Raw genomic sequence first — 25,171 nt, 5'->3', positions numbered from 1 at the left:
CCCTGAAACCCGACCGACCGGTCAGGGTGCTGAGGTTCACAGGCGACGTATCCGCCGCCGGGCCGGTCGTGGTCCTAGAATCACTCCTCGTGAGCACCCAGGACGCGACGCCGAGCGACGAGGCGCAGACTGCCGACACCCCCCTCGACCTCGAGATCCCGCAGGCCCGCGCGGCCGAGAAGGCCCCGGAGACGGCTGCCAAGCCGGCCCGGCGCGCGGTGGTCGCGGAGGACGAGGCCCTGATCCGCATGGACGTCGTGGAGACGCTGCGCGAGGCGGGCTTCGACGTGGTCGGCGAGGCCGGGGACGGCGAGCAGGCGGTGGCCCTGGCCACCGAGCTGAAGCCGGACGTCGTCGTGATGGACGTCAAGATGCCCGTCCTGGACGGCATCTCCGCCGCCGAGCGCATCGCGAAGGCCCACCTGGCCCCGGTCGTGCTGCTCACCGCGTTCTCGCAGACCGAGCTGGTGGAGCGGGCCCGTGACGCCGGTGCGATGGCGTACGTCGTCAAGCCGTTCAGCCCCTCGGACCTGCTGCCGGCCGTGGAGATCGCGATCTCCCGCTACGCGCAGATCGCGGCGCTGGAGTCCGAGGTCGCCGACCTCGCCGAGCGGTTCGAGACGCGCAAGCGCGTCGACCGCGCCAAGGGTCTGCTCATGACCAAGATGGGCCTGTCGGAGCCGGAGTCGTTCCGCTGGATCCAGAAGACGTCGATGGACCGCCGCCTCACCATGCGCGAGGTCGCGGACGCCGTGATCGACCAGGTCGGCGGCGCCGCCTGACGCCAGGCAGTCGCGCGGCTCCTCGAGGCCCGGTCCACCCCCGCGGGTGGGCCGGGCCTCGTGCTGTCGCGGCCCGGCGGCGGCAGCCGCATCATCGACACCGGAGGGTGGGCCAGGTCACAAATCGGCAACAACCTCGATCTGAGACGCGAATGTCACACGGTGGACACACAGGCCGCATACGTTTCCGCGCAATCGCCGGTGTGACGGGCAGCACGCCGGCATCCGGCCGGGGGTTCCCGGCCGGCAGTACTCATCGACAGGGGTACCACGCAATGACTCGTACGACACAGGCCGTCCAGGCGGCCGCTCTCGCCGGCGCCGTCGCACTCGTGCTGACCGCGTGCGGCAGCGACGACGGCGGTTCCAGCGGCGGTGAGACCTCGGGCGAGGGCGCCAGCGGTCCGCTGATCGTCGGCACCCTGCTGCCGCAGACCGGCACCCTGGCCTACCTCGGCCCGCCGGAGATCGCGGGCGTCGACCTCGCGGTCGAGGAGATCAACGAGGCCGGCGGCGTCCTGGGGGAGGACGTCCAGGTCGAGCACGCCGACTCCTCGGACGCCGAGCACGCCGAGGTCGCGACCCAGTCGGTCACCGAGCTGATCTCGCAGGGTGTGCAGGTCATCATCGGTGCGGCGGCGTCCTCGGTGACGCTCAACGTGATCGACGACATCACCGGCTCCGAGATCGTCCAGATCTCGCCGGCCAACACGGCCACGTCGCTGTCGGGCTACTCCGACTTCTACTTCCGCACCGCCCCGCCGGACACGGTGCAGGGCGCGGCGCTCGGCAACCTCATCGCGAGCGACGGTCACGCGAACGTCGGCTTCCTCGTCTTCAACGACGACTACGGGACCTCGCTGCGCGACGTCGTGAAGACGACGGTCGAGGAGGCCGGCGCCACGGTGGTCTACGGCAACGAGGGCGAGGAGTTCGACCCGGCCGCGAGCAGCTTCGCGACCGACGTGACCGCCCTCATGGCCACGAACCCCGACGCGATCGTCGTGCTCGCGTTCGAGCAGACCAAGCAGATCCTCCCCGAGCTGATCGCGGCGGGCGCCGACCCGGCGTCGATCTACATGGTCGACGGCAACACGGCGGACTACTCGGCCGACTTCCAGCCGGGCACGCTCGAGGGCGCCCAGGGCACGATCCCCGGCGCGTTCCCCAGCGACGAGTTCCAGGAGCGCCTGAAGGGCGTCAACCCGGACCTGCAGGACTTCGCCTACGGTCCCGAGTCGTACGACGCGACCATCCTGGCCGCCCTCGCGGCGGTCAAGGGCGGCGCGACCGACGGCCCGACCATCCAGGCCAACCTGCCCGCGGTGTCCGGTGCCGACGGCGGCGAGGAGTGCACGTCGTTCGCCGACTGCGTCGAGCTGATCGACGCCGGTGAGGACATCCAGTACGTGGGGCAGGCCGGCATCGGCCCGTTCAACGAGGACAACGACCCGTCGTCCGCGTTCATCGGCGTCTACCAGTACGGGGCCGACAACAAGAACACCTGGATCGAGGCCGTCGAGGGCTCCGTCGACTGACCTGATCCGAAGGCACGACCGCAGCACCACCGGGAGGGCCCGGGACGCACGACGCGTCCCGGGCCCTTCCGGCGCGCCGGGGGTCCGGCGTACCGTCCGGGGGCATGGACTTCCGACTGGAGCTCGTGCAGGTGCCGGTCTCGGACGTGGACCGTGCCAAGGACTTCTACACGCAGCGCGCCGGCTTCGTGCTCGACCACGACCACGAGGTCGGCGGGGGCATCCGGTTCGTGCAGCTGACGCCGCCCGGCTCGGGCGCGTCGATCGCGATCGGGACCGGGCTGACGACGATGCCGCCGGGATCGGTCGAGGGCCTGCAGCTGGTCGTCGCCGACATCGACGCGGCGCGCACCGAGCTGACCGGCCGCGGCCTCGACGTCGGCGACGTGCAGGACTTCCCCTGGGGGCGGTTCCTGTTCTTCGCGGACCCGGACGGCAACCGCTGGGCCGTGCAGCAGATCGTCGCCGCGGGACAGGAGCAGGGCTGATGTGCCGGAACATCACGACGCTGCGGGGGCTGGAGCCCGCCGCCACCGAGGACGAGATCGAGGCGGCCGCGCGGCAGTTCGTGCGCAAGGTCAGCGGCGTGCAGGCCACGAGCGCGGCCACCGAGGGACCCGTCGAGAGCGCGGTCGCGGAGATCGCCGCGATCGTGACCCGGCTGCTCGGCGAGCTCCCCGAGCGCCGCCGGCCGCCGGCCACCGTGCCGCCGCTGCGCCGGCCCGCGGTGCGCGCCCGCCTCGGCCTGGACGAGCCCGACGACCACGCGCACGACCACGACCACCCGCACGACCACGACCACGAGCACGTGCACCCGCACGAGCACGTGCACGCGTGAGACGGGACCCGGGTCGATGAGCCGCCGGTTCCAGGTCACCTTCGACGCGCACGACCCGCGCGCGCTCTCGACGTTCTGGCGCGACGCGCTCGGCTACGTGCACCCCGGGCCGCCCGGCGTGCCGGTCCCCGAGGGCACCGACCCGCTCGCGGTGTGGGACGAGGTGCTCGCCGGGATGGGCGTCCCGGAGGACCGGCGCAACGACCACTCCGCGATCGAGGACCCGGACGGGGACGGCCCGCGGGTGTTCTTCCAGCGGGTGCCGGAGGGCAAGGTCGCCAAGAACCGCGTGCACCTCGACGTCCGCGCGGCGCCCGGGCTGCAGGGCGACGCCCGCATGGCCGCCCTGGAGGCCGAGTGCGACCGCCTGGTCGCGCTCGGTGCCACGCGGCTGGCGCGCTTCGACCCGGAGCCTCCGCTCGGCGCCGGCCACGTCGTCCTGCAGGACCCCGAGGGCAACGAGTTCTGCCTGGACTGAGCGCGTCCCGACGCGCCGCGAGGTCGAGGGTCCGTCGGCCGTGACCGACCGGGAACCCTCGACCTCGCGACGAACCCTCGACCTCGTCGAGCGCGCAGACCGTCCTGGGTGTCAGACCGCCGGGGGGGCTGGCTTGTCCGTCGCGGCCTCGACGTCGGTCGCCAGGGTGCCGAGGTAGAGCTCGATCACCTTCGGGTCGTGCATGAGCTCGCGGCCCGGCCCGGAGTAGGCGTTCGACCCCTGGTCCAGCACGTACGCCCGGTCGCAGATCTGCAGGCAGCGCCGGGCGTTCTGCTCGACGATGACCACGGAGACCCCGGCCTTGTTGATCTTCCGGGTCCGCAGGAACGTCTCGTCCTGCCGCACGGGGGACAGGCCGGCGGACGGCTCGTCCAGCAGCAGCACCGACGGGTCCATCATCAGCGCCCGCGCCATGGCGACCATCTGCCGCTCGCCGCCGGACAGCGACCCGGCGCGCTGCTTGCGCCGCTCCCCGAGCACGGGAAAGAGGTCGACGATGAAGTCGAACCGCTCCGCGAACCGCTTGGGGGCCTGGAACAGCCCCATCTCGAGGTTCTCCTGGATGGACAGCGACGGGAACACGTTGTTGGTCTGCGGCACGAACCCGACGCCCCGCCGGACCAGCGAGTCGGCCCGGTGGTTGGTGATGTCCTCGCCCTTCAGCACCACGGAACCGGACCGGATGGTCACGAGGCCGAACAGCGCCTTCAGGAGGGTGGACTTGCCGGCGCCGTTCGGGCCGATGATGCCGACCAGCTCGCCCGGGTGCACGACCAGGTTGCAGTCGTTGAGGATGTTCACGCCCGGGACGTAGCCGGCCACCAGGTCGGTCGCCGCGAGCAGCGGCTCCCCGGCGGGGGCCCCGCGGTGGACGGTCGAGGGGTCGGACCCCTGCACGGCGGTGCTGCTCATCGGGTGCCCTCCTGGTCGGCGGCGGCCGCGGCCGCCCGGTTGGCCTGCTCCTCGGCCTCGAGCTGCTCGATGCTGCCGTCGTCCAGCAGCGCGTCGTCGCCCAGGTCGGTGTCGTGGTGCGCGCCCAGGTAGGCGTCGATGACGGCCTGGTCGGCCATCACGTCCTCGGGCGGGCCCTCGGCCACGATCTTGCCCTCGGCCATCACGACCACCCAGTCCGAGATGTGCCGGACCATGTGCATGTCGTGCTCGACGAACAGCACCGTGGTGCCGTCCTCGCGCAGCGCCTGGATGTGCCCGAGCAGCGACTGGGTCAGCGCGGGGTTCACGCCGGCCATCGGCTCGTCGAGCATGACCATGGTCGGGTTGCTCATGAGCGCCCGGGCCATCTCCAGCAGCTTGCGCTGGCCGCCGGACAGCGAGCCGGCGTAGTCGTCGCGCTTGGCGTCGAGCTTGAACCGGACCAGCAGCTCCTCGGCCTGCTCGGTGATCTCCCGCTCCCGCGCCTTCCACAGCGGCGGGACCAGGGCCGTGAACAGGTTCTCCCCGGACTGCCTCGTGGCCCCCAGCTTCATGTTCTCGATCACCGTCATGCGCGACAGCGCCTTGGTGAGCTGGAACGTGCGGACCATGCCGGACCGGGCGACCCGCGCGGCGGACACCCCGGACAGCGACCGGCCCTCGAACGACCAGGTGCCGGTCGACGGCTTGTCGAAACCCGTCAGCAGGTTGAACAGGGTGGTCTTGCCGGCGCCGTTCGGCCCGATCAGCGCCGTGATGGCGCCGCGCTGGACCTCCAGGTGACCGACGTCGACGGCGGTCATGCCGCCGAAGTGCCGGGTGACGCCGTCGGCGACGACGATCGCGTCGGGCTTGGGCACGCCGGGCGTGTGCGCGACGTGCGCCAGGTCCGCGACCACGCGGTCGCGGCCGGTGGCCGTGGTCGCGTGCGGGACGTGCGCGGGGACGTGGCCCCTCGGGGACTCAGCGGACATCGATCGCCAGCTCCTTCTTGTCGCCGAGGATGCCTTGTGGTCTGAAGATCACCAGCAGCATCAGCGTGACGCCGACGATGATCCAGCCGAACTGCTCGATCTGCTCGCTGCGCATGACCGACTCGGGCACCCCGGCCCGCATGACGGACTTGATGAGCATGAGCGACACCCAGAAGATGATCGACCCGAGCACCGGGCCGAACACGGTCGCGGCTCCGCCGAGCAGCAGGATCGTCCAGACGAAGAACGTCATGGGCCGGCCCATGGAGTCGGGCTGCACGGCGCGTGGCAGGACGTAGATGATGCCCGCCACGGCGCCGATCACCCCGCCCAGCACCAGCGACTGCATCTTGTACGAGTAGACGTTCTTGCCGAGCGAGCGCACGGCGTCCTCGTCCTCCCGGATGCCCTTCAGCACGCGGCCCCAGGGGCTGCGCATGAGCAGCCAGACGAGCAGGCAGGCCAGCGCGACGACGGCCCAGCCGACGATGCGCACCCACCACGAGTTCGACGCGTTCATCGAGTACTCGAACGGACCGAGCGCGAACGACCCGTCCGGCAGCGGCGACGCGTCCTGGAACGTGTCCTTGTACGAGTTGCCGCGCAGGCCGGACGAGGCGCCGGTGATCTCCGTGAGCGCGGTGGACCGGCCGATCAGCCGGACGATCTCGGCGGCGGCGATCGTGACGATCGCCAGGTAGTCGCCGCGGAGCTTGAGGGTCGGGATGCCGAGCAGCAGCCCGAACACGGCGGCGCACGCGATCGCGACCAGCACGGCCGCCCACAGGGGCCAGCCGGCGATGGTCGAGATGGCGAAGCCGTAGGCGCCGATGAGCATGAAGCCGGCCTGGCCCATGTTCAGCAGGCCGGTGAGGCCGAAGTGCACGTTGAGGCCGATGGCGGCCAGGGCGTACGCGGCTGTCGTCGGGGCGAAGATCTCGCCCGCCACGTTGACGAGGATGCGGGACCACTCCATGACGACTCCTTAACCGATCCGCTCGGCGCGACCGAGGATGCCCTGGGGCCGCAGCAGCAGGACCAGGATGAGGATGAGCAGGGCGCCGGCGTAGCGCATGTCGCTCGGGATGACGAGGTTCGACATCTCGACGACCAGGCCGATGACGATCGAGCCGGCGAGGGCGCCGAACGCCTGCCCGAGCCCGCCGAGCGTCACCGCGGCGAACATCAGCAGCAGCAGGGCGCCGCCCATGTTCCAGGAGGTGGCGTTCAGGTACAGGCCCATCAGCACGCCGCCCAGGGCGGCCAGCGCCGCGCCGAGCACCCAGACGATCCGGACGATCCGGCTGACGGTGATGCCCGACGCCGCGGCGAGCGCCGGGTTGTCCGACACCGCCCGGGTGGCCCGGCCGACGCGGGTGCGCAGCAGGAAGTACGCGACGCCCGCCAGCACGACCGAGGCGATCACGAGCGACCACAGCGAGGTGGTGCTGATCCGCACCGGGCCGAACGTCACCATCGTCGGGTTCGTCGTGACGATGCGCAGGGCGCCTCCGCCGAAGAAGAACTGGTACGTGTACTGCAGGGCCATCGACAGGCCGATCGTGACGATCATCTGCTGCGTCGTGCCCACCCGGCGCCGGCGCAGCGGGTTCCAGATCCCCGCGTCCTGCACCCAGCCCGACGCCGCGCCGACCAGCACGGCGACCACGCCGGCGACGATCAGCGGCATGCCCCAGGACTGCACCGCGAGGTAGGCGATGATCGCGCCGAGCGTGACCTGCTCGCCGTGTGCGAAGTTGGACAGCCCGGTGGTGCCGTAGATCAGCGAGAGGCCGACCGCGGCGAGCGCGAGCAGCACGCCGAACACGAGGCCGCTGGTCGCCTGCTGGGCCAGCCGGCCCCAGGAGAAGCTGCCGCTGTCGGAGCTGCCGACCGGTGCGCCGACCTCGCCGTCGGCGGCGGGCGCGGTGCCGTCGTCGCCGGGCTCGGCGGTGGACCCGCCGTCGGAGCCGGACCCTCCGGCGTCGCTCGGCGCGCCGAGCGGGAACAGCGCGCCGGCCGAGGACCCGAGCGCGACCGTCACGGTGCGCGGGTTGCTCGCCGGGTCCCGCAGGGTCTCGCCCGCGGGGAGCGTTCTGGTGTCGACCGTGACCGTGTACTCGCCGGCCTCGGTGACCGCTGCGGTCCACCGGCCCTCGGCGTCGGTCGTGGCCTGGACGGTGCCGCCCGGGCCCTCGACGTCGATGACGACGCCGACGGCGGGCTGCTGGTCCGCGGTGCGGATGGTGCCGTTGACGCAGCCGGTGGCCGCGTCGGCGACGCACCCGGCTGCTGCCGTGGGTACGGGTGGGGCTGCGTGCGCGGTGGCGGGCACCGCGACGGTGAACAGGAGTGCGAGGAGGAGCACGCCGAGGGCGAGGATCGCCCCGGCGGTGGAACGGTCCCTGGTAGCGGCTCGGCGCACCTGGTCCTCCGTCCGGTCGTGGCCGACCCCCTGGTCGGCCGTCGGCTGCGGGCTCGCGGTGGATCAGCGTCGGTGCTGCCACGAGTTCGCCGCGAGAGTAGGCAGCATTTGTGTCCGGTCGATTACGGGCGTGTTCGCTGCGGTCGCGTCTGCGACCGGCGCGTCGGCCCGGCTCCGCCCGGGACAGGATCATGACCTACGTCACGTCGGACGGGGACGACTCGCCCGTTCGGCGGACGGATTCACCCAGACAGGTGAGAAGGGCCACATCACGCGGCGCTGACCAGGTGCTCAGCGCCGGAGGGTGCCGGAAGTCGTTGAACGCGACTAGGCACGGGGCCGGGAGTGCGCCATGATCGGTCGATGCCGCGGGGGGCGCAGCACATACGTGACGACACCGGTGTCGCCACGCCGTCCGAGGAAGCTCATGGAGGTCGTCGAACCGTGCGTACGCCCGTCGCCGTCCGTCCCGCTCGCCCCGAGGACCTGGACGTCCTCGTCGCGCTCAGCCTCGCCGCGCGCCAGGAGTCGCAGGTCGGCTCCCAGCTGTGCACCGACGACGCCGACCGCCTCCGGCACCAGATCGGCGCCCTCGTCGGCGAGCCCGGCGCCTGCGGCCTGGTCGGTCTGCTGGACGACGAGGTGTGCGGGCTGGTGCTGGCGCGGATCGTCGGGCCGAGCATCTTCACCGAGGACGTCACCGTCTCGATCGAGGTCGTGTACGTCGCCGAGGGCGCCCGGCGCCGCGGTGTCGGGCACGCGCTGCTCGGCGGCGTCGTCGAGGAGGCGCAGCGGGTCGGCGCCACGGACGTCCTGGCCGTGCCGCTGCCCGGTGCGCGCGGCATGCTCCGGTTCCTGGCGCGCCTCGGGTTCGCCCCGGCCGCCGCGCACCGCGTGGTCAGCACCGAGGCGCTGCAGCGCAAGCTGGTCGCCGACGCCCCCGCGGCGGGGCGCCGCGCGTCCGGCCGCGTCGGGCTGGACGACCTGATCGCCCGGCGGCGGCGGGCCCGTGCGGCGCGCGCGGTGCCGGGGACGACCGAGGCGGCTCAGGCCGGGCGGGCGTCGATCAGCATGCAGGTCAGCCGGGCGGAGCACACCCGCCGGCCCCGCGGGTCCTCGACCACCACGTCGTAGGTCGCGACCTTCGCGCCCCGGTGCACGGCGGTCGCCGTGCCCGTGACCACGCCCTCGGTCGCCGACCGGTGGTGCGTGCAGCTCAGCTCGATGCCGACCGCCTGCCGGCCCGGTCCGGCGTGCGCGTTGGCGGCGTAGGAGCCCAGCGTCTCGGCCAGGACGGCCGAGGCGCCGCCGTGCAGCAGGCCGTAGGGCTGCACGTTGCCCGCGACCGGCATGGTGCCGACGGCGCGGTCGGGGCCGACCTCGAGGATCTCGATGCCCATGCGCTCCATCAGGGTCCCGGGCGGCACGTGCGTGCCGAGCGGGGCGGGGAGGGCGGGGGCGGGGCCGGGCGCGTCGGTGTCGGTCATGCCCGATAGGTTGGCACCCGTGACTGACGCGACGCGACCCCTGCCCGACGGCGGAGCGGCACCCGCCGCACGGCTCCTCCTGGTGGACGGGCACTCGATGGCCTACCGCGCGTTCTTCGCGCTCCCCGTGGACAAGTTCGCCACCTCGACCGGTCAGCCGACCAACGCCGTGTTCGGCTTCGTGTCGATGCTCGCCAACCTGCTCCGCGACGAGGCGCCGACGCACGTCGCCGTGGCCTTCGACGCCGGCCGGACCACGTTCCGCACCGAGCAGTACGAGGAGTACAAGGCCAACCGCTCGGCCTCCCCGGAGCCGTTCCGCGGCCAGGTCGAGGTCATCAAGCAGGTGCTGGCCACCATGCACATCCCGACGCTGGACAAGCCGGGCTTCGAGGCGGACGACATCCTCGCGACCCTGGCCCGGCAGGGCGCCGCGGAGCAGATGGACGTGCTGATCTGCTCCGGCGACCGCGACTCGCTGCAGCTGGTGAACGACCGCGTCACCGTGCTCTACCCGGTCAAGGGGGTCTCCGAGCTCGCGCGGATGACCCCGGAGGCCGTCGAGGCCAAGTACGCGGTGCCGCCGGAGCGGTACCCGGACATCGCCGCGCTGGTCGGCGAGTCGTCCGACAACCTGCCGGGCGTCCCGGGCGTCGGCCCGAAGACCGCCGCGAAGTGGATCGCCACCTACGACGGCCTGCAGGGCGTCGTGGCGAACGTCGACAAGATCACCGGCAAGGCGGGGGAGTCGCTGCGCGCGAACCTCGACCAGGTGCTGCTCAACCGGCAGCTCAACCGGCTGCTGGACGACCTGGACCTGCCGCTCGGGCCGGAGGACCTCGCGGCGCGCCCGTGGGACCGCGAGGCGCTGCACACCATCCTCGACGAGCTCGAGTTCCGCACCCTGCGCGACCGGCTGTTCGCGATGCTGCCGTCCGAGGACGGGGGACCGGAGGAGGTCGCCGGCCCGTCCGAGGGGCCCGCGCTGGTGACGCCGGTCGACGGCGGGCTCGCCGCCTGGCTGGAGCGGCACGCGGGTCTGCGCACCGGCGTGGACGTGCAGGGCTCCGCCTCGCCGGCCGGCGGGGACGCCTGGGGCATCGCGCTGGTCGTCGGCGACGAGGCCGTGGCCTACGACCTCGGCCAGATCGCCCCCGCGGACGAGACGGCGCTGGCCGCCTGGCTCGCCGACCCGGCGCAGCCGAAGGTGCTGCACGCCGCGAAGGAGGCCTGGCACGCCCTCACGGGCCGCGGCCTGACCCTGGCCGGCGTGGAGTTCGACACCGAGCTCGGCGCGTACCTGCTGCAGCCGGACCGGCGGGGCTACGACCTGTCCGACCTCGCGATCGGCTACCTGCGCCGCGAGCTCGGTGCGGTCGCCGACGAGGGCGGCCAGGGTGCGCTGGACCTCGACCTGGAGGGCCCGCAGGAGGGTGCGCGCGGTGCCGTGCGCGCCGCGGCCGTGCTGGACCTGGTCGACGTGCTCGGCGAGCAGCTGGCCGAGCGGGGTGCCGACCACCTGCTGCGCGACGTGGAGCTGCCGCTGGAGGGCGTGCTGGAGCGCGTGGAGCACGTCGGCATCGCCGCGGACGCCGCGTACCTGTCCGCGCTCGAGAAGGAGTACGACTCCGCGGTGCAGCGCGCGGCGGGCGAGGCGTACGACGCGATCGGGCGGGAGGTGAACCTCGGGTCGCCCAAACAGCTCCAGGAGGTCCTGTTCGACCAGCTGGACATGCCCAAGACCAAGAAGACGAAGACCGGGTACACCACCGACGCCAACGCGCTGGCGGACCTGTTCGCCCGCACCGGGCACCCGTTCCTCGAGCACCTGCTGGCGCACCGGGACGCGATCCGCCTGCGGCAGACCGTCGAGGGCCTGCTGCGCTCGGTCGCGCCGGACGGACGCATCCACACGACGTTCCAGCAGACCATCGCGGCGACCGGCCGGCTGTCGTCGACCGACCCGAACCTGCAGAACATCCCCATCCGCACCGAGGCCGGCCGGCAGATCCGCCGCGCGTTCGTGGTCGGCCCGGGCTACGAGACGCTGCTGACCGCCGACTACTCGCAGATCGAGATGCGGATCATGGCGCACCTGTCCGGCGACGCCGGGCTGATCGAGGCGTTCACCGCGGGGGAGGACCTGCACTCGTACGTCGGCTCTCGCGTCTTCGGCGTGGCGACCCACGAGGTCACCGCCGCGCAGCGGTCCAAGATCAAGGCGATGTCCTACGGCCTCGCGTACGGGCTGTCCTCGTACGGCCTGTCCCAGCAGCTGAAGATCGACGTGGCCGAGGCGGCCGCGCTGATGCAGGACTACTTCCACCGGTTCGGCGGCGTGCGCGACTACCTGACGGGCGTCGCCGACGAGGCGCGCGCCACCGGGTACACCGCGACCATCCTCGGCCGCCGGCGGTACCTGCCCGACCTGACCAGCGACAACCGGATCCGCCGTGAGGCCGCCGAGCGCATGGCGCTCAACGCGCCGATCCAGGGGTCGGCCGCCGACATCATCAAGCTCGCGATGCTGGGCGTGCAGCGCGAGCTCGACGCCCAGGGCCTCGCCAGCCGGCTGCTGCTGCAGGTGCACGACGAGCTGGTGCTCGAGGTCGCGCCGGGGGAGCGGGACGCCGTCGAGGCGCTCGTCCGGGAGCAGATGGGTGCGGCGTACGACCTCTCGGTGCCGCTGGACGTCTCGGTCGGCGTCGGCGAGAGCTGGCACGCCGCCGGCCACTGACGGGCGGCCGACCCGCTCCGGGCCCGACCGGATCCGCCACGCCGCGCCGAGGTCGTCACATCACGACGAGGTCGTCAGTCGCGAGTGACGACCTCGGCGCGTTCTGACGACCTCACCTCGCTGGGAAGGGCTGGAGGTCCTCGACCCGCGGCCGGACCCGGCCGTCGCGGGGCCGGGCGTCACGCCGGGAGGTGCCTCGGGCGCCGCCCGGCCGGGGCCGCGGACTACGCCGGGCGGTGCGCGACGAAGATCGCCGTGCCCGGGAGCCGCTCGCCGCGCAGCGGGCTCCAGCCGCCCCACGTGCGGTCGTTGTCGGCGGGCCACTCCGGCTCGACCACCCGGTCGATGACGAGCCCCGCGGCGACCAGGTCCGCCACGTGGTCCCCGATCGTGCGGTGGTACTCGGCGTACAGCACCCGGCCGCGGTCGTCGGTCTCGACGTAGGGCCGCCGGTCGAAGTAGGACCGGTCCGCGGTGAGGCCGCGCTCGCCCGGGTCGTCGGGGAACGCCCAGCGGACCGGGTGCGTCACCGAGCAGACCCAGCGGCCGCCCGGGCGCAGCACCCGCGCGGCCTCGGCGTGCACGCGGGCGGCGTCCGGAACGAACGGGATCGCGCCGTACGCCGTGAACACGACGTCGAACGCGGCGTCGGGGAACGGCAGCGCCCGCGCGTCGGCCTGCACCAGCGGCACGGCCGCGGGGCGCCCGCCGAGCGGACCGGCGTCACCCGAGCCCGCGGCGCCCCGCCGGTCCGTCGGCCCCGGACCGGGCAGGGCGGCGCTGTCGACCTCGGCCGCCGCGGCGAGCATCCCCGCCGAGACGTCCGTCGCCACCGCCAGCGCGCCGTGCGCGGCCAGCCACCGCGAGCACTGCGCCGCGCCGGCACCGACCTCGAGCACGCGCCGGCCCACGACGTCGCCGAGCAGGCGCGCCTCGGCCTCGCGCAGCCCCTCGGGGCACCACAGGAAGTCGTCGTCGCCGAGGAAGGCACCGTGCTCGTCCAGGTACTCGCGGGCGTTGGCGTCCCACCAGCGCCGGCCGGCGCCCTCGGTCGCGGCGGCCGGGACGTCGAGGTAGCCGGCCGCGGCGAGCCGGTCGCTGTCGTCGGGGGTCACCCGCACGACGGTAGCCGCAGGCCCGGGCGCGGCCCGCCCGGGACCTCCGGCTCACCGGCGCCCCCGCGGCACGGATAGCCTGGTCACGCCGCGCGACGCCGCTGCGGCACCCCCCACCCTGCGAAGGAGACCCCAGCGTGCGAGTCGGACTGCTCACCGGCGGAGGCGACGTCCCCGGGCTGAACGCGGCGATCCGGGCCGTGGTCAAGCGCGGCGAGGGGGAGTACGGCCACTCGATCATCGGCTTCCGCAACGGCTGGCGCGGGGTCGTGGACGGCGACATCGTCCCCCTGAGCCGCAGCCACATCCGCAACGTGCTGCCGGTCGGCGGCACGCTGCTGGGCACGGCGCGGTTCCACCCGCACTCGTCGGACGGCGGCATGGACGCCGTGCTCGCCACGCTCGAGGCGGAGCGGATCGAGGCGCTGATCTGCATCGGCGGCGACGGCACGCTGCACGCCGCGTCCAAGGTGGCCGAGGCCGGCGTGAAGATCGTCGCGATCCCCAAGACCATCGACAACGACGTCTGGGGCACCGACCGGTCCATCGGCTTCGACACGGCGGTCGAGATCGCGACCGAGGCGATCGACCGGGTGCACACGACGGCCGAGTCGCACAACCGCGTGATGATCGTCGAGGTGATGGGCCGCAGCGCCGGGTGGATCGCGGTGACCGCGGGCATCGCCGGCGGGGCCGAGGTGGTGCTCGCGCCCGAGGAGCCGTTCGACATGGACAAGATCGTCAGGTTCCTCAAGCACCGGCACCGCGCGCACGCCAACTTCTCGATCGTCGTGGTCGCCGAGGGCGCGGTGCCCGCCGAGGGCACCTCGATGTCGTACGAGGCGCCGGTCGGCCAGTTCGGCGAGATCGTCGCCGGCGCGATCAGCGAGCGGGTCAAGGCGGAGATCGAGCAGCGCACCGGGTTCGACACCCGCGTGACCGTGCTCGGCCACGTGCAGCGCGGCGGCAGCCCGGTCCCGGCCGACCGGATCCTGGGCAGCCGGTTCGGCGTGGCGGCCATCGACGCGGTCAGCCGCGGCGAGACGGACGTCATGACGGCGCTGCGCGGCGAGGAGGTCGTGCTGGTCCCGCTGCCCGAGATCGCGGGCAAGGTGAAGCGGGTCCCGGCCGGGCTGCTGCAGGTGGCGCGCGCGCTGGCGTGACGGCCGCTGCGTCGCCACCTGACGGCTTTGACCCGCTGTCGTCGCGGCCGGTAAGGTATTCGGCGGTGCGGCGTGTCATCAGGCGCGCCGACCGCATCCCAGTCCTCTACTTCATGTCCGCATCGGAGCCCATCCCTACATGAGCATCTCCACCCCCGCCAAGCCCGGCACCCCGCAGGTCGCGATCAACGACATCGGCTCGGCCGAGGACTTCCTCGCCGCCGTCGACGCCACGATCAAGTACTTCAACGACGGCGACATCGTCGAGGGCACCATCGTCAAGGTCGACCGCGACGAGGTCCTGCTCGACATCGGCTACAAGACCGAGGGCGTCATCCCGTCCCGGGAGCTGTCCATCAAGCACGACGTGGACCCGGGCGAGGTCGTCAAGGTCGGTGACGAGGTCGAGGCCCTCGTCCTCCAGAAGGAGGACAAGGAGGGTCGTCTGATCCTGTCCAAGAAGCGCGCCCAGTACGAGCGCGCCTGGGGCACGATCGAGAAGATCAAGGAGGAGGACGGCGTCGTCACCGGCACCGTCATCGAGGTGGTCAAGGGTGGCCTCATCCTCGACATCGGCCTGCGTGGCTTCCTCCCGGCCTCCCTCGTGGAGATGCGTCGTGTCCGCGACCTCCAGCCGTACGTCGGCAAGGAGATCGAGGCCAAGATCATCGAGCTCGACAAGAACCGCAACAACGTGGTCCTGTCCCGCCGTGCCTGGCTCGAGCAGACGCAGTCCGAGGTCCGCTCCACCTTCCTGCAGACCCTGCAGAAGGGCCAGGTCCGCCCCGGTGTCGTGTCCTCGATCGTCAACTTCGGTGCGTTCGTCGACCTGGGCGGCGTGGACGGCCTCGTGCACGTCTCCGAGCTGTCCTGGAAGCACATCGACCACCCGTCCGAGGTCGTCGAGGTCGGCCAGGAGGTCACGGTCGAGGTCCTGGACGTCGACTTCGACCGCGAGCGCGTCTCCCTGTCGCTGAAGGCGACGCAGGAGGACCCGTGGCAGGCCTTCGCCCGGACGCACGCCATCGGCCAGGTCGTCCCCGGCAAGGTCACCAAGCTCGTCCCGTTCGGTGCGTTCGTGCGCGTCGAGGACGGCATCGAGGGCCTCGTGCACATCTCGGAGCTGGCCGTGCGCCACGTCGAGATCCCGGAGCAGGTCGTCCAGGTGGGCGACGACGTCTTCGTCAAGGTCATCGACATCGACCTGGAGCGCCGCCGCATCTCGCTGTCGCTCAAGCAGGCGAACGAGGGCTTCGACCCGACCTCCGAGGACTTCGACCCCGCGCTGTACGGCATGGCGGCCGAGTACGACGAGGAGGGGAACTACAAGTACCCCGAGGGCTTCGACCCGACCACCAACGAGTGGCTCGAGGGCTTCGAGGCGCAGCGTGAGGTCTGGGAGGGCCAGTACGCCAAGGCGCACGAGCGCTGGGAGGCGCACCGCAAGCAGGTCCTGGACGCCGTCCAGGCCGACGCGGAGGCCGCGAACGGCGAGGGCGCCTCGACGTCCTCGTCCTCGTCCAGCTCCTCGAGCTCGTCGTCCTCCACCGCGTCCTCGTACTCCTCGGCCCCGGCCCAGGAGGCGACCGGCACGCTGGCGTCCGACGAGGCGCTCGCCGCACTGCGCGAGAAGCTCACCGGCAACTGAGCCGACCGGCCGGGCAGCAGCCCGGCCGCCGGTCCGACGGGCCGGCCACCTCCGGGTGGCCGGCCCGTCGGCGTCCCGGCACCCGGGTCCGTCCGCCTGGCGGGCCCGCCGCCGCGTGAGAGTATCGACGGCGCCGCCCCCTCCTCCCGCGAAAGGCCCCGCTGTGCCTGCCCGCTCCACCACGCCCCGTCCGGCGATGCTCACCGGGTCGGTGCTGCGGCGCTCCCTGCTGCTCATGGGCCGGGGCATCGCGTCCCAGCCGCGCACGTACGTGCTGGCCATCGGCACCTCCGCCGCCTACGGCGCCCTGACGGTCGCGATCAGCCGGGTGCTGGGCTGGGCCACCGACGACGTCGTCGTGCCGGCGCTGGGCGGCGACACGCGGCCGAGCATCTGGCTCGCCGGCGGCGTGCTCGCGCTGGTCGCCGTCTGCCTGGCCGCCGCCGTGGCCGGCCGCCGGATCTTCGCGGGGATGGGCGTCGCGGACCAGCAGGCGATGCACCGCCGCTCGGTGACGCGCCAGTACCTGCGGCTGCCGATGAGCTGGCACCGCCGGCACCCGACCGGCCAGCTGCTGTCGAACGCGTCCGCGGACGTCGAGGCCGCGACCAACGTCTTCAACCCGCTGCCGTTCGCGCTGGGCGTCGTGGTGATGATCGGCGTCGCCGCCGTCGCCCTGCTCAGCACCGACGTGTGGCTCGCGCTGGCGGCGCTCGTCGTGCTGCCCGCGGCCGTGGTCGCGAACCTGGTGTTCCAGCGGCGGATGTCGCCGGCCGCCACCCGCGCGCAGCGGCTGCGCGCCGAGGTCGCGGACATCGCGCACGAGAGCTTCGAGGCCGCCCTGCTGGTCAAGTCCCTGGGCACGGAGGAGCGCGAGGAGCGCCGGTTCGCCGAGCGCGCCGGGCAGCTCAAGGACGCGAACGTCCGGGTGGGCGTGGTGCGCGCGTACTTCGACCCGGTGATCGACATGCTGCCGAGCCTGGGCACCCTGCTGGTGCTGCTGGTCGGCGTGCAGCGTGTGGAGGCCGGGGCGGTCGGCACCGGCGACATCGTGTCCGCCGCCTACCTGCTCACGCTGATGGCCGTGCCGGTGCGCGCCTTCGGCTGGGTGCTCGGGGAGCTGCCGCGCGCGCTGGTCGGCCACGAGCGCGTGGCGCGCGTCGTCGACTCCGAGGGCGAGCTGGTGCCCGGCACGCAGCCGCTGGTCCGCGGGCCGCAGGGTGCGTCGCTGCACGTCTCCGGCGTCGGGGTGTCCGTCGACGGGCCCGAGGGCCCGGTCGAGCTGCTGCGCGACGTGGACCTGGACGTCGCGCCCGGCCGCGTGGTCGCCGTGGTCGGCCCGACGGGTGCCGGCAAGACCACGCTCGTCTCGCTGGTGCCGCGCCTGACCGACCCGACCACGGGCACCGTCGCCGTGGACGGCACCGACGTGCGGGACCTGGTCCCGGGCGACCTGACCGACCAGGTGGTGCTCGTGGGCCAGCAGACGTTCGTGTTCGAGGACACCGTCCGCGGCAACGTGACCCTCTGCGACCCGGACGACCCGGGTGCCCCGTCCGACGACGAGGTCTGGGACGCGCTGCGGCTGGCGCGGGTCGACGGCGTCGTCCGCGACCTGCCGGGCGGGCTCGACGCCCCGCTGGGGGAGCGCGGCTCCAACCTGTCGGGCGGCCAGCGGCAGCGGCTCGCGATCGCCCGGGCGCTGGTGCGCCGGCCGCGGCTGCTGGTGCTGGACGACGCGACCTCCGCGGTGGACCCCCGCGTCGAGCAGGGCATCCTGACCGGCCTGCGCGAGCAGACCGGCGGCGGGGGCGGCGGCGGCCCGACGGTGCTGCTGGTGGCCTACCGGATGTCGTCGGTGCTGCTGGCGGACGAGGTGGTGCACGTCGAGGGCGGCCGCGTGGTCGACCAGGGGACGCACGCCGAGCTGCTGGCCCGGGACCCGGGCTACCGGGCGCTGGCCACGGCCTACGAGCAGGAGACCGAGCGGCGCGCCGCGCGCAGGGCCGAGCTCGCGGAGCTGGACGCGCTGGACGCCCTGGACGCCGGGGACGAGCTGGAGACGCTGGACGAGGAGGGGGCCCGATGAGCGCCGAGGAGCGGTCCGGCCTGGGCGGCACCGAGCGCGGCGTGCTCGCGACCCTGCGCCGCGGCGTGCAGGTGTCGCCGCAGCTGGTGCAGGGCATCGGCGTCACGCTGCTGCTGGCCACGCTCGCGGCCGCGGGCAAGGTCGTCGTGCCGGTCGCGGTGCAGCAGGTCATGGACACCGGGATCCTCGCCGACGGCGGGCCGGACACGCGGCGCGTGGTCACCCTGGTGCTCGCGGCGGCGCTGGCGCTGCTCGCGGGCGGCTTCTGCTCCGCGCTGGTCAACGTGCGGCTGTTCCGGGCGAGCGAGGCCGGCCTGGCGGAGCTGCGTGTCCGGGCGTTCCGGCACGTGCACGACCTGTCCGTGCTGACCCAGAACACCGAGCGGCGCGGCTCGCTGGTGTCCCGCGTGACGTCGGACGTCGACACCATCTCGATGTTCGTGCAGTGGGGCGGCATCATGCTGCTCGTCTCGATCCTGCAGGTGGCCGTCGCGACGGTGCTGATGGCGGTCTACTCCTGGCAGCTCACGATCCTGGTGTGGCTGTGCTTCGGCCCGCTGGTGCTCGCGCTGCGCCCGCTGCAGCGCCGGGTCAACGTGGCGTACACCCGCGTGCGGGAGCGCGTCGGCGCGATGCTCGGCGCTGTCTCCGAGGCCGTCGTCGGCGCCGAGACCATCCGCGCCTACGGCGTGCAGGCCCGCGTGCAGCGCAAGGTCGACGCCCGGATCCAGGGCACCCGGGACGCGATGGTGACCGCGCAGAACACCGTGTCGCTGGTGTTCTCGTCCGGCGTCCTGGTGGCCAACCTCGTGCTCGCCGTCGTGGTCGTCGCGGGAACGGCGCTCGGCATCGCCGGGGACCTGACCGTCGGCCGGCTGCTGGCGTTCCTGTTCCTGGTGCAGCTGTTCACCGGCCCGGTGCAGCAGGCCACCGAGGTGCTCAACGAGCTGCAGAACGCCGTGGCCGGCTGGCGCCGCGTGCTCGGCATCATCGACACCCCGGTCCAGGTCGCCGACCCCGGTCCCCGCGGCGTGCCGTCGCCCCGAGGTCCGGCCGCCGTCGAGCTGCGCGGGGTCGGTTTCGCGTACCCGGAGGGGCCGCCCGTCCTGCACGGGGTGGACCTGCACCTGCCCGCGGGCCGCTCGGTCGCGGTGGTCGGCGCCACGGGGTCGGGCAAGACCACGATCGCCAAGCTGGTCACCCGCCTCATGGACCCGACGCACGGCGCGGTGCTGCTGGACGGCACGGACCTGCGCACGGTGCGGCCGCAGGACCTGCGCCGCCGGGTCGTGATGGTGCCCCAGGAGGGGTTCCTGTTCGACGCCACGCTCGCGGAGAACCTGGTCTACGGCCTGCGCACCGAGGACGGCACGAGCGCTCCCGCCCCGGCCGAGGCGGAGCCGCTGCTGCGTGCGGCCCTGGCGGAGCTCGGGCTGTCGGACTGGCTCGCCGAGCTCCCCGCCGGGCTCGCCACGCAGGTCGGCCAGCGCGGCGAGGCGCTGTCGGCGGGGGAGCGGCAGCTGGTCGCGCTGACCCGTGCCTACCTCGCCGACGCCGACCTGCTGGTGCTGGACGAGGCCACCTCGGCCGTGGACCCCGCCACCGAGGTGCGGATCGCCCGCGCGCTCGACTCCCTGACGTCGGGCCGCAGCACCATCACGATCGCGCACCGGCTGTCGACCGCCGAGGCCGCCGACCTGGTGGTCGTCGTGGACGCCGGGCGCGTCGTCGAGCACGGGCCGCACGAGGACCTGGTCGCGCAGGACGGCGTGTACGCGTCGATGCACCGGGCGTGGGTGTCCCAGACCCGCTGAGCCCGGGCGGGCGCGCGCGCCGTGGGAGGATCGGGGGCGTGACCGAGCAGCAGACCTCCGAGCCCACCACGCCGCCGAGCGCCCTCGACCCGGAGGTCGCGGTGCGCCTGCGCCGGGACGACGCCGGCCTCGTCGCGGCGATCGTGCAGCAGCACGACACCGGCGAGGTGCTCATGCTCGGCTGGATGGACGACGAGGCCGTGCACCGCACCCTGACCAGCGGCCGCGTGACGTTCTGGAGCCGGTCCCGTCAGGAGTACTGGCGCAAGGGCGACACCTCCGGGCACGCCCAGTACGTGAAGTCCGTGGCCCTGGACTGCGACGGCGACGCGCTGCTGGTCCGGGTGGACCAGGTCGGTGCCGCCTGCCACACGGGCACCCGCACCTGCTTCGAGGCCGGCGGCTCGCTCGGCGCCGTCGTGGGGGAGCGCCCGGCCTCCGCGGAGCAGCACGGATGACCGCCGCGACGCCGCCCGCCGCCGCCACGACCGCGCCCGCGCCGGTCGCGGTCGACGTGCCGTGGGGCACCACCTGGCCCGCGCTCGGGGAGTTCCGCGCCCTGGCGGCCGACCGCCGGGTGATCCCCGTGGTGCGCCGGCTGCTCGCCGACGACACCACGCCCGTCGGGCTGTACCGGACGCTCGCCGCCGGCCGGCCCGGGACATTCATCCTCGAGTCCGCCGAGCAGGACGGCAGCTGGTCGCGCTGGTCGTTCGTCGGCGTGCGGTCGCGTGCCACGCTCACGGTGCGCGACGGCCGTGCCGTCTGGACCGGCGACGTCCCCGCGGGCGTGCCGGTCGACGGAGACCCGATCCAGGTGCTGGGCGAGACGCTCGAGGTGCTCCGCACGCCCGCCGTGCCGGGCCTGCCGCCGCTGACCGGCGGCCTGGTCGGCGCGCTCGGCTGGGACGTGGTGCGGCACTGGGAGCCCACCCTGCCCGCCGCGGCGCCGGACGAGCTCGGCGTGCCGGAGATGACGCTGTGCCTCGCCAGCGACCTCGCGGTCACCGACCACCGGGACGGATCCGTGTGGCTGGTCGCCAACGCGATCAACTTCGACGGCACCGACGCGCGCGTGGACGAGGCGCACGCCGACGCCGTCGCCCGGCTGGACGCGATGCAGGACGCCCTGCTGCGCCCCGCCGCACCCGCCGCCGCCGTGCTCACGGACGCCCTCGTGCCCGAGCTCGAGTTCCGGACCTCGCAGGCCGACTACGAGCGGGCCGTCGCCACCGGCAAGGAGGCGATCGTGGACGGCGAGGTGTTCCAGGTCGTCCTGTCCCAGCGTCTCGACCTGGACTGCCCGGCCGCGCCGCTCGACGTCTACCGGGTGCTGCGGACGATCAACCCGAGCCCGTACATGTACTACCTGCAGCTGCAGGACGCGGACGGCCACGACTTCGCGGTGGTCGGCTCCAGCCCCGAGACGCTGGTCAAGGTCAGCGAGGGGCACGTCACGACGTTCCCGATCGCCGGGTCCCGGCCGCGCGGTGGCACGCCCGAGGAGGACCGCGCCCTGCACGACGAGCTGATCGCGGACCCCAAGGAGCGCGCCGAGCACCTGATGCTGGTGGACCTGGCCCGCAACGACCTGGTCAAGGTCTGCGAGCCCGCGACCGTCGAGGTCGTCGAGTTCATGGCCGTGCGGCGGTTCAGCCACATCATGCACATCTGCTCGACGGTCGTCGGCCGGATGCGGGCGGGCGCCACCGCGCTCGCCGCGCTGACCGCCACCTTCCCCGCCGGCACGCTGTCCGGGGCACCCAAGCCGCGGGCGATCGCGCTGATCGACCAGATCGAGCCCGCGCGCCGCGGGATCTACGGCGGGACGGTCGGGTACTTCGACCTGGCCGGCGACATGGACATGGCCATCGCCATCCGCACCGCCCTCATCCGGGACGGGCGCGCCAGCGTGCAGGCCGGCGCGGGCATCGTGGCGGACTCCGTGCCCGCCACCGAGTACCAGGAGTCGCGGGACAAGGCGGCCGCCGCCGTGCGCGCCGTGCAGATCGCCGCCCGGCTGCGCCCGGCGGGTCCGGCGTGACGGCGGCGGAGCCCGGCGCGGCCGGCGCCCGGCGCGGGGGAGGGCGCGGGCGCTGGGTCCTCACCCTGCTGCTGCTCTCGGGCCTGGTGGCGCTGACCGCCCTGCCCACCTGGATCACCGCCACCGGCACCAGCCCGGTGACCGGCGACGTGACCGTGGGCGTGCGGGGGACCGTCGCAGCGCCCGGCCTGGTCGCGGCCGCGCTCGTGCTGCTCGCCGCCGCCGGGGCGCTCGGCCTGGTGGGCCGGGTGGGTCGCTGGGTCGTGGTGGTCGTCGTCGCGGCCGCGGGCGCCCTGGTGCTGGCCTCGGCCCTCGGGGCGCGGTCCGGCGCGGAGGCCACGGCCACCCGGGCCGTCGCGGAGGCGACCGGCGTGTCCAGCCTCACCGGGACCGTGCAGGTCGCCCTGTGGCCGTGGCCGGCGGCCCTGCTCGGTGTGCTCGTCCTGGCCGCGGCGGTCGGGATCGCCCGCGCGTCGGGCGGCTGGTCGGCGACCTCCGACCGGCACGAGCGCGCAGCGTCCGGTCCCGCGCGCGTCCCCGCGGCGGGCACCTCGGCCGACAACCCGTCCGGGCCTGCGGCGAGCGGCTCGGCCACCGCCGGCACGGCCCCCGCCGGCGACGCCTCGGAGCCCGCGGACGAGCGCGGGACGTGGGACGCGCTGTCGCGTGGGGACGACCCGACGTGAACCGTCCAGTAGGGTGACGACACACAGTCAGAAAGGTGTTGCGCGATGGTCGAGCAGTCGGTCCGTTCCCACGGCGTCGTGACGGGAGCGGCTCAGCAGACGCCCCGCACGGAGACGCTGCGGCTGCCCCCGACGGCCCCGCCGACGAACCACGGGCACACCACCGCCGCGTGGACCACCACGGTCGTCGTGCTGATCGGGTCCGTCGCCGGTGCGCTCGGGCTGATCTTCGCCCTGATGTGGCTCTTCTGGGCCGGTCTCGCCGTGGCCCTGCTCGGCGTCGTGATCGGGATCGTGCTGCGCAAGCTCGGGTACGGCCAGGGCGGCAAGCACACCCTCGAGAAGGCGCGCCGCACCGGCGGTCACTGAGCCGCTCCCCAGGCGCGCCGGGGTCCCGGCCCAGGTGGACGCGCCGACTCCGCTCCGGTAGACCTAGGGCCTTGGCACCCGTCCGACCAGGGCGGATGCCCGTGCCGCATCTTCCGAGTGACAGGAGCCGATCATGTCGACCCCGAACCAGCCGCAGGACCCGTACTCCGCCCCCGACGGGCAGGGCTCCGGCGACCAGTCGGGCTCGGTGCCGCCGTACCCGGGCACCTCGCCTGCGGGCGACAGCTCCGGGCAGCCGCAGGGCGGCGTCCCGCAGTACGGCCAGTACGCGGGCGGCGACCAGTCGGGCGCGCCGCAGGGCGGCTACGGCCAGCCCGCCTACGGGCAGGGCGGCTACGGCCAGCAGCCGTACCCGGGCGGCGCGCCGGGCTACGGCGGCGTCTACCCCAAGAACAACCTCGCGGTGTGGTCGCTGGTGCTCGCCATCATCGGCTTCTTCGTGTGCTCGATCTTCACCAGCATCCCCGGCATCATCGTCGGCTCGAAGGCCAAGCAGGCGGTCGCCCGCGGCGAGGCCAACAACGGGTCGCTGGCCAACGCCGGCTACATCACGTCGTGGATCGTCACGGCACTCCAGGTGCTCGGGATCATCCTGCTCATCATCCTCGCCGCCACCGGCGCGCTGGCGACGACGTTCGACACGTACCAGTACTGACGTGGCCCCGGCCGCCCCGCCCGCGACCCTGGCGACCCGCACCCGGCTCCGGGCCGCGCGGGCACCGCTGCTGGTCGCCGGCGGGGCGGCCGTGCTCGCGCTGGGCCTCGTGCTCCGCGACCCGCACCAGCAGGGCTCCTGGGGCGTCTGCCCGCTCTACGCACTGACCGGCACCTACTGCGCCGGCTGCGGCGGGCTGCGGGCCACGCACGACCTCCTGGTCGGCGACCTCGCCGGCGCCTGGGGCGCCAACCCGCTCTGGGTGGTCGTCGTCCCGGTGCTGGTCGGGCTCTGGGTGCGGTGGCTGGTCCGCGCCCTGGGGACGGGTCGCCGGGCGGCGGCACCGCCCGCGGCGGTGGCGCTCGGCATCGGCGCCGTGGTCGTGCTGTACAGCGTCGCCCGGAACGTCCCCGCGTGGGCCGGCGTGCTCGCGCCGTGACCGGCGTCGCCGCGGACGGGTGAATCCACCCACCGGATCCGGTCGGCCGGGTCCGTGAGCGGTCCCGGCTTCCCTAGGATGCGGGTCGGCGCGCCCGCGCCCAGCACCGCCCCAGGAGGCACCGTGACCACGCCCGACCAGCCGACGGACCCGTACCGGCCGGACCCGTCGACGCCGTCGACCGACGGCACCGGAGCCTCCGGTGCCGCCTGGGAGCAGCAGCCCGTCGAGCCGTACGGCCAGCAGCCGGCCTCCGGCCAGCCCGCCCCGGACGCGTACGGCCAGCAGCCCTACGGCCAGGCGCCGTCGTACGGCCAGCCGGCCCCGGACCCGTACGGCCAGCAGCCCTACGGCCAGGCGCCGTCGTACGGCCAGCCCGCCCCCGACGCGTACGGCCAGCAGCCCTACGGCCAGCAGCCGACCTACGGCCAGCCCGCCTACGGCCAGCAGCCCGCGTACGACCAGCACCCCGCGTTCGCGCAGCAGCCCGGCGGCTACCCGGGCGCCGGCCCCGCCGCGGGCTGGGGCGCCCCGCCGTACGTGCCCGTCTACGGCTACCCGAAGAACGGCCTCGGCGTCTGGTCGCTGGTGCTGGGCATCGTCGGCCTGGTCTGCTTCGGCCCGTTCGCCGGCATCCCCGCGATCATCACCGGCGTGCTGGGTCGCAAGGCGGCGGCCCGCGGCGAGGCGAACAACGGTGGCCTCGCGCTGGCCGGGATCATCCTCGGGTCGGTCGGCAGCGCCATCTGGGTCGTGTCGTTCGTCTTCGGGTTCGCGGGCGCCTTCGTCGACGGCTTCAGCTCCGGGTACGACTACTCGTCCTACTGACGTCCCGTCCCACCCCCTGGCTGCGTGGTCGGGGGCGTCGCCCGTCGCCCGTACGATGGCGGAGGTGGTCGTCAGGTCGCGCCACGC

The 25,171-nt window shown here is 73.8% G+C and carries 24 protein-coding genes; 18 read left to right on the top strand and 6 right to left on the bottom strand.

The features are described 5' to 3' along the window. Positions 1-155 precede the first annotated feature (155 nt). The 5 genes from AC1050_RS03140 (at position 156) to AC1050_RS03120 (ending at position 3,636) form a co-directional block, all read left to right on the top strand. Entirely contained in the window at positions 156-782 is a 627-nt protein-coding gene (locus tag AC1050_RS03140) for an ANTAR domain-containing response regulator (protein ID WP_482387230.1), read from the top strand. A gap of 275 nt (positions 783-1,057) precedes the next feature. Beyond that, positions 1,058-2,320, top strand: a complete 1,263-nt coding sequence (locus AC1050_RS03135; protein ID WP_482385918.1) for an ABC transporter substrate-binding protein — start codon at positions 1,058-1,060, stop codon at positions 2,318-2,320. Positions 2,321-2,424: 104 nt separating this feature from the next. Continuing rightward, positions 2,425-2,808 (top strand): VOC family protein, encoded by a 384-nt coding sequence (locus tag AC1050_RS03130; protein WP_482385917.1) that lies wholly within the window; start codon positions 2,425-2,427, stop codon positions 2,806-2,808. After that, on the top strand, positions 2,808-3,158 hold the full coding sequence (locus AC1050_RS03125) for a DUF2277 domain-containing protein (RefSeq protein WP_482385916.1): 351 nt from the start codon (positions 2,808-2,810) through the stop codon (positions 3,156-3,158). Before AC1050_RS03130 ends, AC1050_RS03125 begins: the two co-directional genes overlap by 1 nt. Positions 3,159-3,174: 16 nt before the next feature. Then, on the top strand, positions 3,175-3,636 hold the full coding sequence (locus AC1050_RS03120; protein ID WP_482385915.1) for a VOC family protein: 462 nt from the start codon (positions 3,175-3,177) through the stop codon (positions 3,634-3,636). Between the two features lie 111 nt (positions 3,637-3,747). Here the strand turns inward: AC1050_RS03120 and AC1050_RS03115 are convergent, their stop codons facing one another. Genes AC1050_RS03115 through AC1050_RS03100 form a run of 4 tightly spaced genes read right to left on the bottom strand, consistent with a single transcriptional unit; the run spans position 3,748 to position 7,932 of the window. Further along, complete coding sequence (locus tag AC1050_RS03115; protein WP_482385914.1) at positions 3,748-4,569, bottom strand: ABC transporter ATP-binding protein; 822 nt, start codon at positions 4,567-4,569, stop codon at positions 3,748-3,750. Continuing rightward, positions 4,566-5,564 (bottom strand): ABC transporter ATP-binding protein, encoded by a 999-nt coding sequence (locus AC1050_RS03110; protein WP_482385913.1) that lies wholly within the window; start codon positions 5,562-5,564, stop codon positions 4,566-4,568. The genes AC1050_RS03115 and AC1050_RS03110 overlap by 4 nt, the downstream gene beginning before the upstream one ends. Next, complete coding sequence (locus AC1050_RS03105; protein WP_482385912.1) at positions 5,554-6,540, bottom strand: branched-chain amino acid ABC transporter permease; 987 nt, start codon at positions 6,538-6,540, stop codon at positions 5,554-5,556. Before AC1050_RS03105 ends, AC1050_RS03110 begins: the two co-directional genes overlap by 11 nt. A 9-nt stretch (positions 6,541-6,549) precedes the next feature. Continuing rightward, complete coding sequence (locus AC1050_RS03100; protein ID WP_482385911.1) at positions 6,550-7,932, bottom strand: branched-chain amino acid ABC transporter permease; 1,383 nt, start codon at positions 7,930-7,932, stop codon at positions 6,550-6,552. Positions 7,933-8,433: 501 nt separating this feature from the next. Between AC1050_RS03100 and AC1050_RS03095 the strand changes: the two genes are divergently transcribed. Continuing rightward, positions 8,434-9,123 carry a GNAT family N-acetyltransferase gene (locus tag AC1050_RS03095; protein ID WP_482385910.1) on the top strand — a complete coding sequence of 230 codons (690 nt, stop codon included), beginning with the start codon at positions 8,434-8,436 and terminating at the stop codon, positions 9,121-9,123. On the opposite strand, the gene AC1050_RS03090 is transcribed toward AC1050_RS03095, so the two are convergent. Beyond that, on the bottom strand, positions 9,036-9,476 hold the full coding sequence (locus AC1050_RS03090) for a PaaI family thioesterase (protein WP_482385909.1): 441 nt from the start codon (positions 9,474-9,476) through the stop codon (positions 9,036-9,038). The genes AC1050_RS03095 and AC1050_RS03090 overlap by 88 nt on opposite strands. A gap of 97 nt (positions 9,477-9,573) precedes the next feature. On the opposite strand from AC1050_RS03090, the gene polA reads away from it, so the two are divergent. Beyond that, on the top strand, positions 9,574-12,213 hold the full coding sequence (polA, locus tag AC1050_RS03085; RefSeq protein WP_482387229.1) for a DNA polymerase I: 2,640 nt from the start codon (positions 9,574-9,576) through the stop codon (positions 12,211-12,213). 224 nt (positions 12,214-12,437) lie between these two features. On the opposite strand, the gene AC1050_RS03080 is transcribed toward polA, so the two are convergent. After that, the gene (locus AC1050_RS03080) at positions 12,438-13,328 is read right to left on the bottom strand and encodes a class I SAM-dependent methyltransferase (protein WP_482385908.1); all 891 of its coding nucleotides are present in this window, start codon (positions 13,326-13,328) and stop codon (positions 12,438-12,440) included. Between the two features lie 137 nt (positions 13,329-13,465). On the opposite strand from AC1050_RS03080, the gene AC1050_RS03075 reads away from it, so the two are divergent. From AC1050_RS03075 to AC1050_RS03025, 11 genes are all read left to right on the top strand, one after another. Further along, positions 13,466-14,491 carry a 6-phosphofructokinase gene (locus tag AC1050_RS03075; RefSeq protein ID WP_482385907.1) on the top strand — a complete coding sequence of 342 codons (1,026 nt, stop codon included), beginning with the start codon at positions 13,466-13,468 and terminating at the stop codon, positions 14,489-14,491. 139 nt (positions 14,492-14,630) lie between these two features. Beyond that, positions 14,631-16,139: a 30S ribosomal protein S1 gene (rpsA, locus tag AC1050_RS03070; RefSeq protein ID WP_482385906.1), complete on the top strand. Its 1,509-nt coding sequence runs from the start codon at positions 14,631-14,633 to the stop codon at positions 16,137-16,139. A gap of 196 nt (positions 16,140-16,335) precedes the next feature. Next, positions 16,336-18,228 (top strand): ABC transporter ATP-binding protein, encoded by a 1,893-nt coding sequence (locus AC1050_RS03065; RefSeq protein WP_482387228.1) that lies wholly within the window; start codon positions 16,336-16,338, stop codon positions 18,226-18,228. Next, positions 18,225-20,042: an ABC transporter ATP-binding protein gene (locus tag AC1050_RS03060; RefSeq protein ID WP_482385905.1), complete on the top strand. Its 1,818-nt coding sequence runs from the start codon at positions 18,225-18,227 to the stop codon at positions 20,040-20,042. The genes AC1050_RS03065 and AC1050_RS03060 overlap by 4 nt, the downstream gene beginning before the upstream one ends. A gap of 38 nt (positions 20,043-20,080) precedes the next feature. Continuing rightward, entirely contained in the window at positions 20,081-20,500 is a 420-nt protein-coding gene (gene hisI, locus AC1050_RS03055) for a phosphoribosyl-AMP cyclohydrolase (RefSeq protein ID WP_482385904.1), read from the top strand. Continuing rightward, positions 20,497-22,086: an anthranilate synthase component I gene (locus AC1050_RS03050; RefSeq protein WP_482385903.1), complete on the top strand. Its 1,590-nt coding sequence runs from the start codon at positions 20,497-20,499 to the stop codon at positions 22,084-22,086. Before hisI ends, AC1050_RS03050 begins: the two co-directional genes overlap by 4 nt. Further along, positions 22,083-22,772, top strand: a complete 690-nt coding sequence (locus tag AC1050_RS03045) for a Trp biosynthesis-associated membrane protein (protein WP_482385902.1) — start codon at positions 22,083-22,085, stop codon at positions 22,770-22,772. The genes AC1050_RS03050 and AC1050_RS03045 overlap by 4 nt, the downstream gene beginning before the upstream one ends. A 45-nt stretch (positions 22,773-22,817) precedes the next feature. Further along, positions 22,818-23,141, top strand: a complete 324-nt coding sequence (locus tag AC1050_RS03040; RefSeq protein WP_482385901.1) for an HGxxPAAW family protein — start codon at positions 22,818-22,820, stop codon at positions 23,139-23,141. Positions 23,142-23,274: 133 nt separating this feature from the next. Beyond that, positions 23,275-23,817: a DUF4190 domain-containing protein gene (locus tag AC1050_RS03035; RefSeq protein ID WP_482385900.1), complete on the top strand. Its 543-nt coding sequence runs from the start codon at positions 23,275-23,277 to the stop codon at positions 23,815-23,817. Position 23,818: 1 nt separating this feature from the next. Next, positions 23,819-24,256 carry a DUF2752 domain-containing protein gene (locus AC1050_RS03030; RefSeq protein WP_482385899.1) on the top strand — a complete coding sequence of 146 codons (438 nt, stop codon included), beginning with the start codon at positions 23,819-23,821 and terminating at the stop codon, positions 24,254-24,256. Positions 24,257-24,379: 123 nt separating this feature from the next. Further along, positions 24,380-25,084 (top strand): DUF4190 domain-containing protein, encoded by a 705-nt coding sequence (locus AC1050_RS03025; RefSeq protein ID WP_482385898.1) that lies wholly within the window; start codon positions 24,380-24,382, stop codon positions 25,082-25,084. Positions 25,085-25,171 lie beyond the last annotated feature (87 nt).

It is taken from the genome of Cellulomonas sp. NEAU-ZC6 (genome assembly GCF_056844425.1).
Note: the sequence above shows the minus strand (reverse complement) of the source record. Positions and strands in the feature narration are given on the sequence as shown.

Excerpts from the sequence above, each read along its gene's own strand:
- AC1050_RS03135 (WP_482385918.1), top strand. The coding sequence starts at position 1,058 with ATGACTCGTACGACACAGGCCGTCCAGGCGGCCGCTCTCGCCGGCGCC.
- AC1050_RS03130 (WP_482385917.1), top strand. The coding sequence starts at position 2,425 with ATGGACTTCCGACTGGAGCTCGTGCAGGTGCCGGTCTCGGACGTGGAC.
- AC1050_RS03125 (WP_482385916.1), top strand. The coding sequence starts at position 2,808 with ATGTGCCGGAACATCACGACGCTGCGGGGGCTGGAGCCCGCCGCCACC.
- AC1050_RS03120 (WP_482385915.1), top strand. The coding sequence starts at position 3,175 with ATGAGCCGCCGGTTCCAGGTCACCTTCGACGCGCACGACCCGCGCGCG.
- AC1050_RS03115 (WP_482385914.1), bottom strand. The coding sequence starts at position 4,569 with ATGAGCAGCACCGCCGTGCAGGGGTCCGACCCCTCGACCGTCCACCGC.
- AC1050_RS03110 (WP_482385913.1), bottom strand. The coding sequence starts at position 5,564 with ATGTCCGCTGAGTCCCCGAGGGGCCACGTCCCCGCGCACGTCCCGCAC.
- AC1050_RS03105 (WP_482385912.1), bottom strand. The coding sequence starts at position 6,540 with ATGGAGTGGTCCCGCATCCTCGTCAACGTGGCGGGCGAGATCTTCGCC.
- AC1050_RS03090 (WP_482385909.1), bottom strand. The coding sequence starts at position 9,476 with ATGACCGACACCGACGCGCCCGGCCCCGCCCCCGCCCTCCCCGCCCCG.
- polA (WP_482387229.1), top strand. The coding sequence starts at position 9,574 with ATGGCCTACCGCGCGTTCTTCGCGCTCCCCGTGGACAAGTTCGCCACC.
- rpsA (WP_482385906.1), top strand. The coding sequence starts at position 14,631 with ATGAGCATCTCCACCCCCGCCAAGCCCGGCACCCCGCAGGTCGCGATC.
- AC1050_RS03065 (WP_482387228.1), top strand. The coding sequence starts at position 16,336 with ATGCTCACCGGGTCGGTGCTGCGGCGCTCCCTGCTGCTCATGGGCCGG.
- AC1050_RS03060 (WP_482385905.1), top strand. The coding sequence starts at position 18,225 with ATGAGCGCCGAGGAGCGGTCCGGCCTGGGCGGCACCGAGCGCGGCGTG.
- AC1050_RS03050 (WP_482385903.1), top strand. The coding sequence starts at position 20,497 with ATGACCGCCGCGACGCCGCCCGCCGCCGCCACGACCGCGCCCGCGCCG.
- AC1050_RS03040 (WP_482385901.1), top strand. The coding sequence starts at position 22,818 with ATGGTCGAGCAGTCGGTCCGTTCCCACGGCGTCGTGACGGGAGCGGCT.
- AC1050_RS03035 (WP_482385900.1), top strand. The coding sequence starts at position 23,275 with ATGTCGACCCCGAACCAGCCGCAGGACCCGTACTCCGCCCCCGACGGG.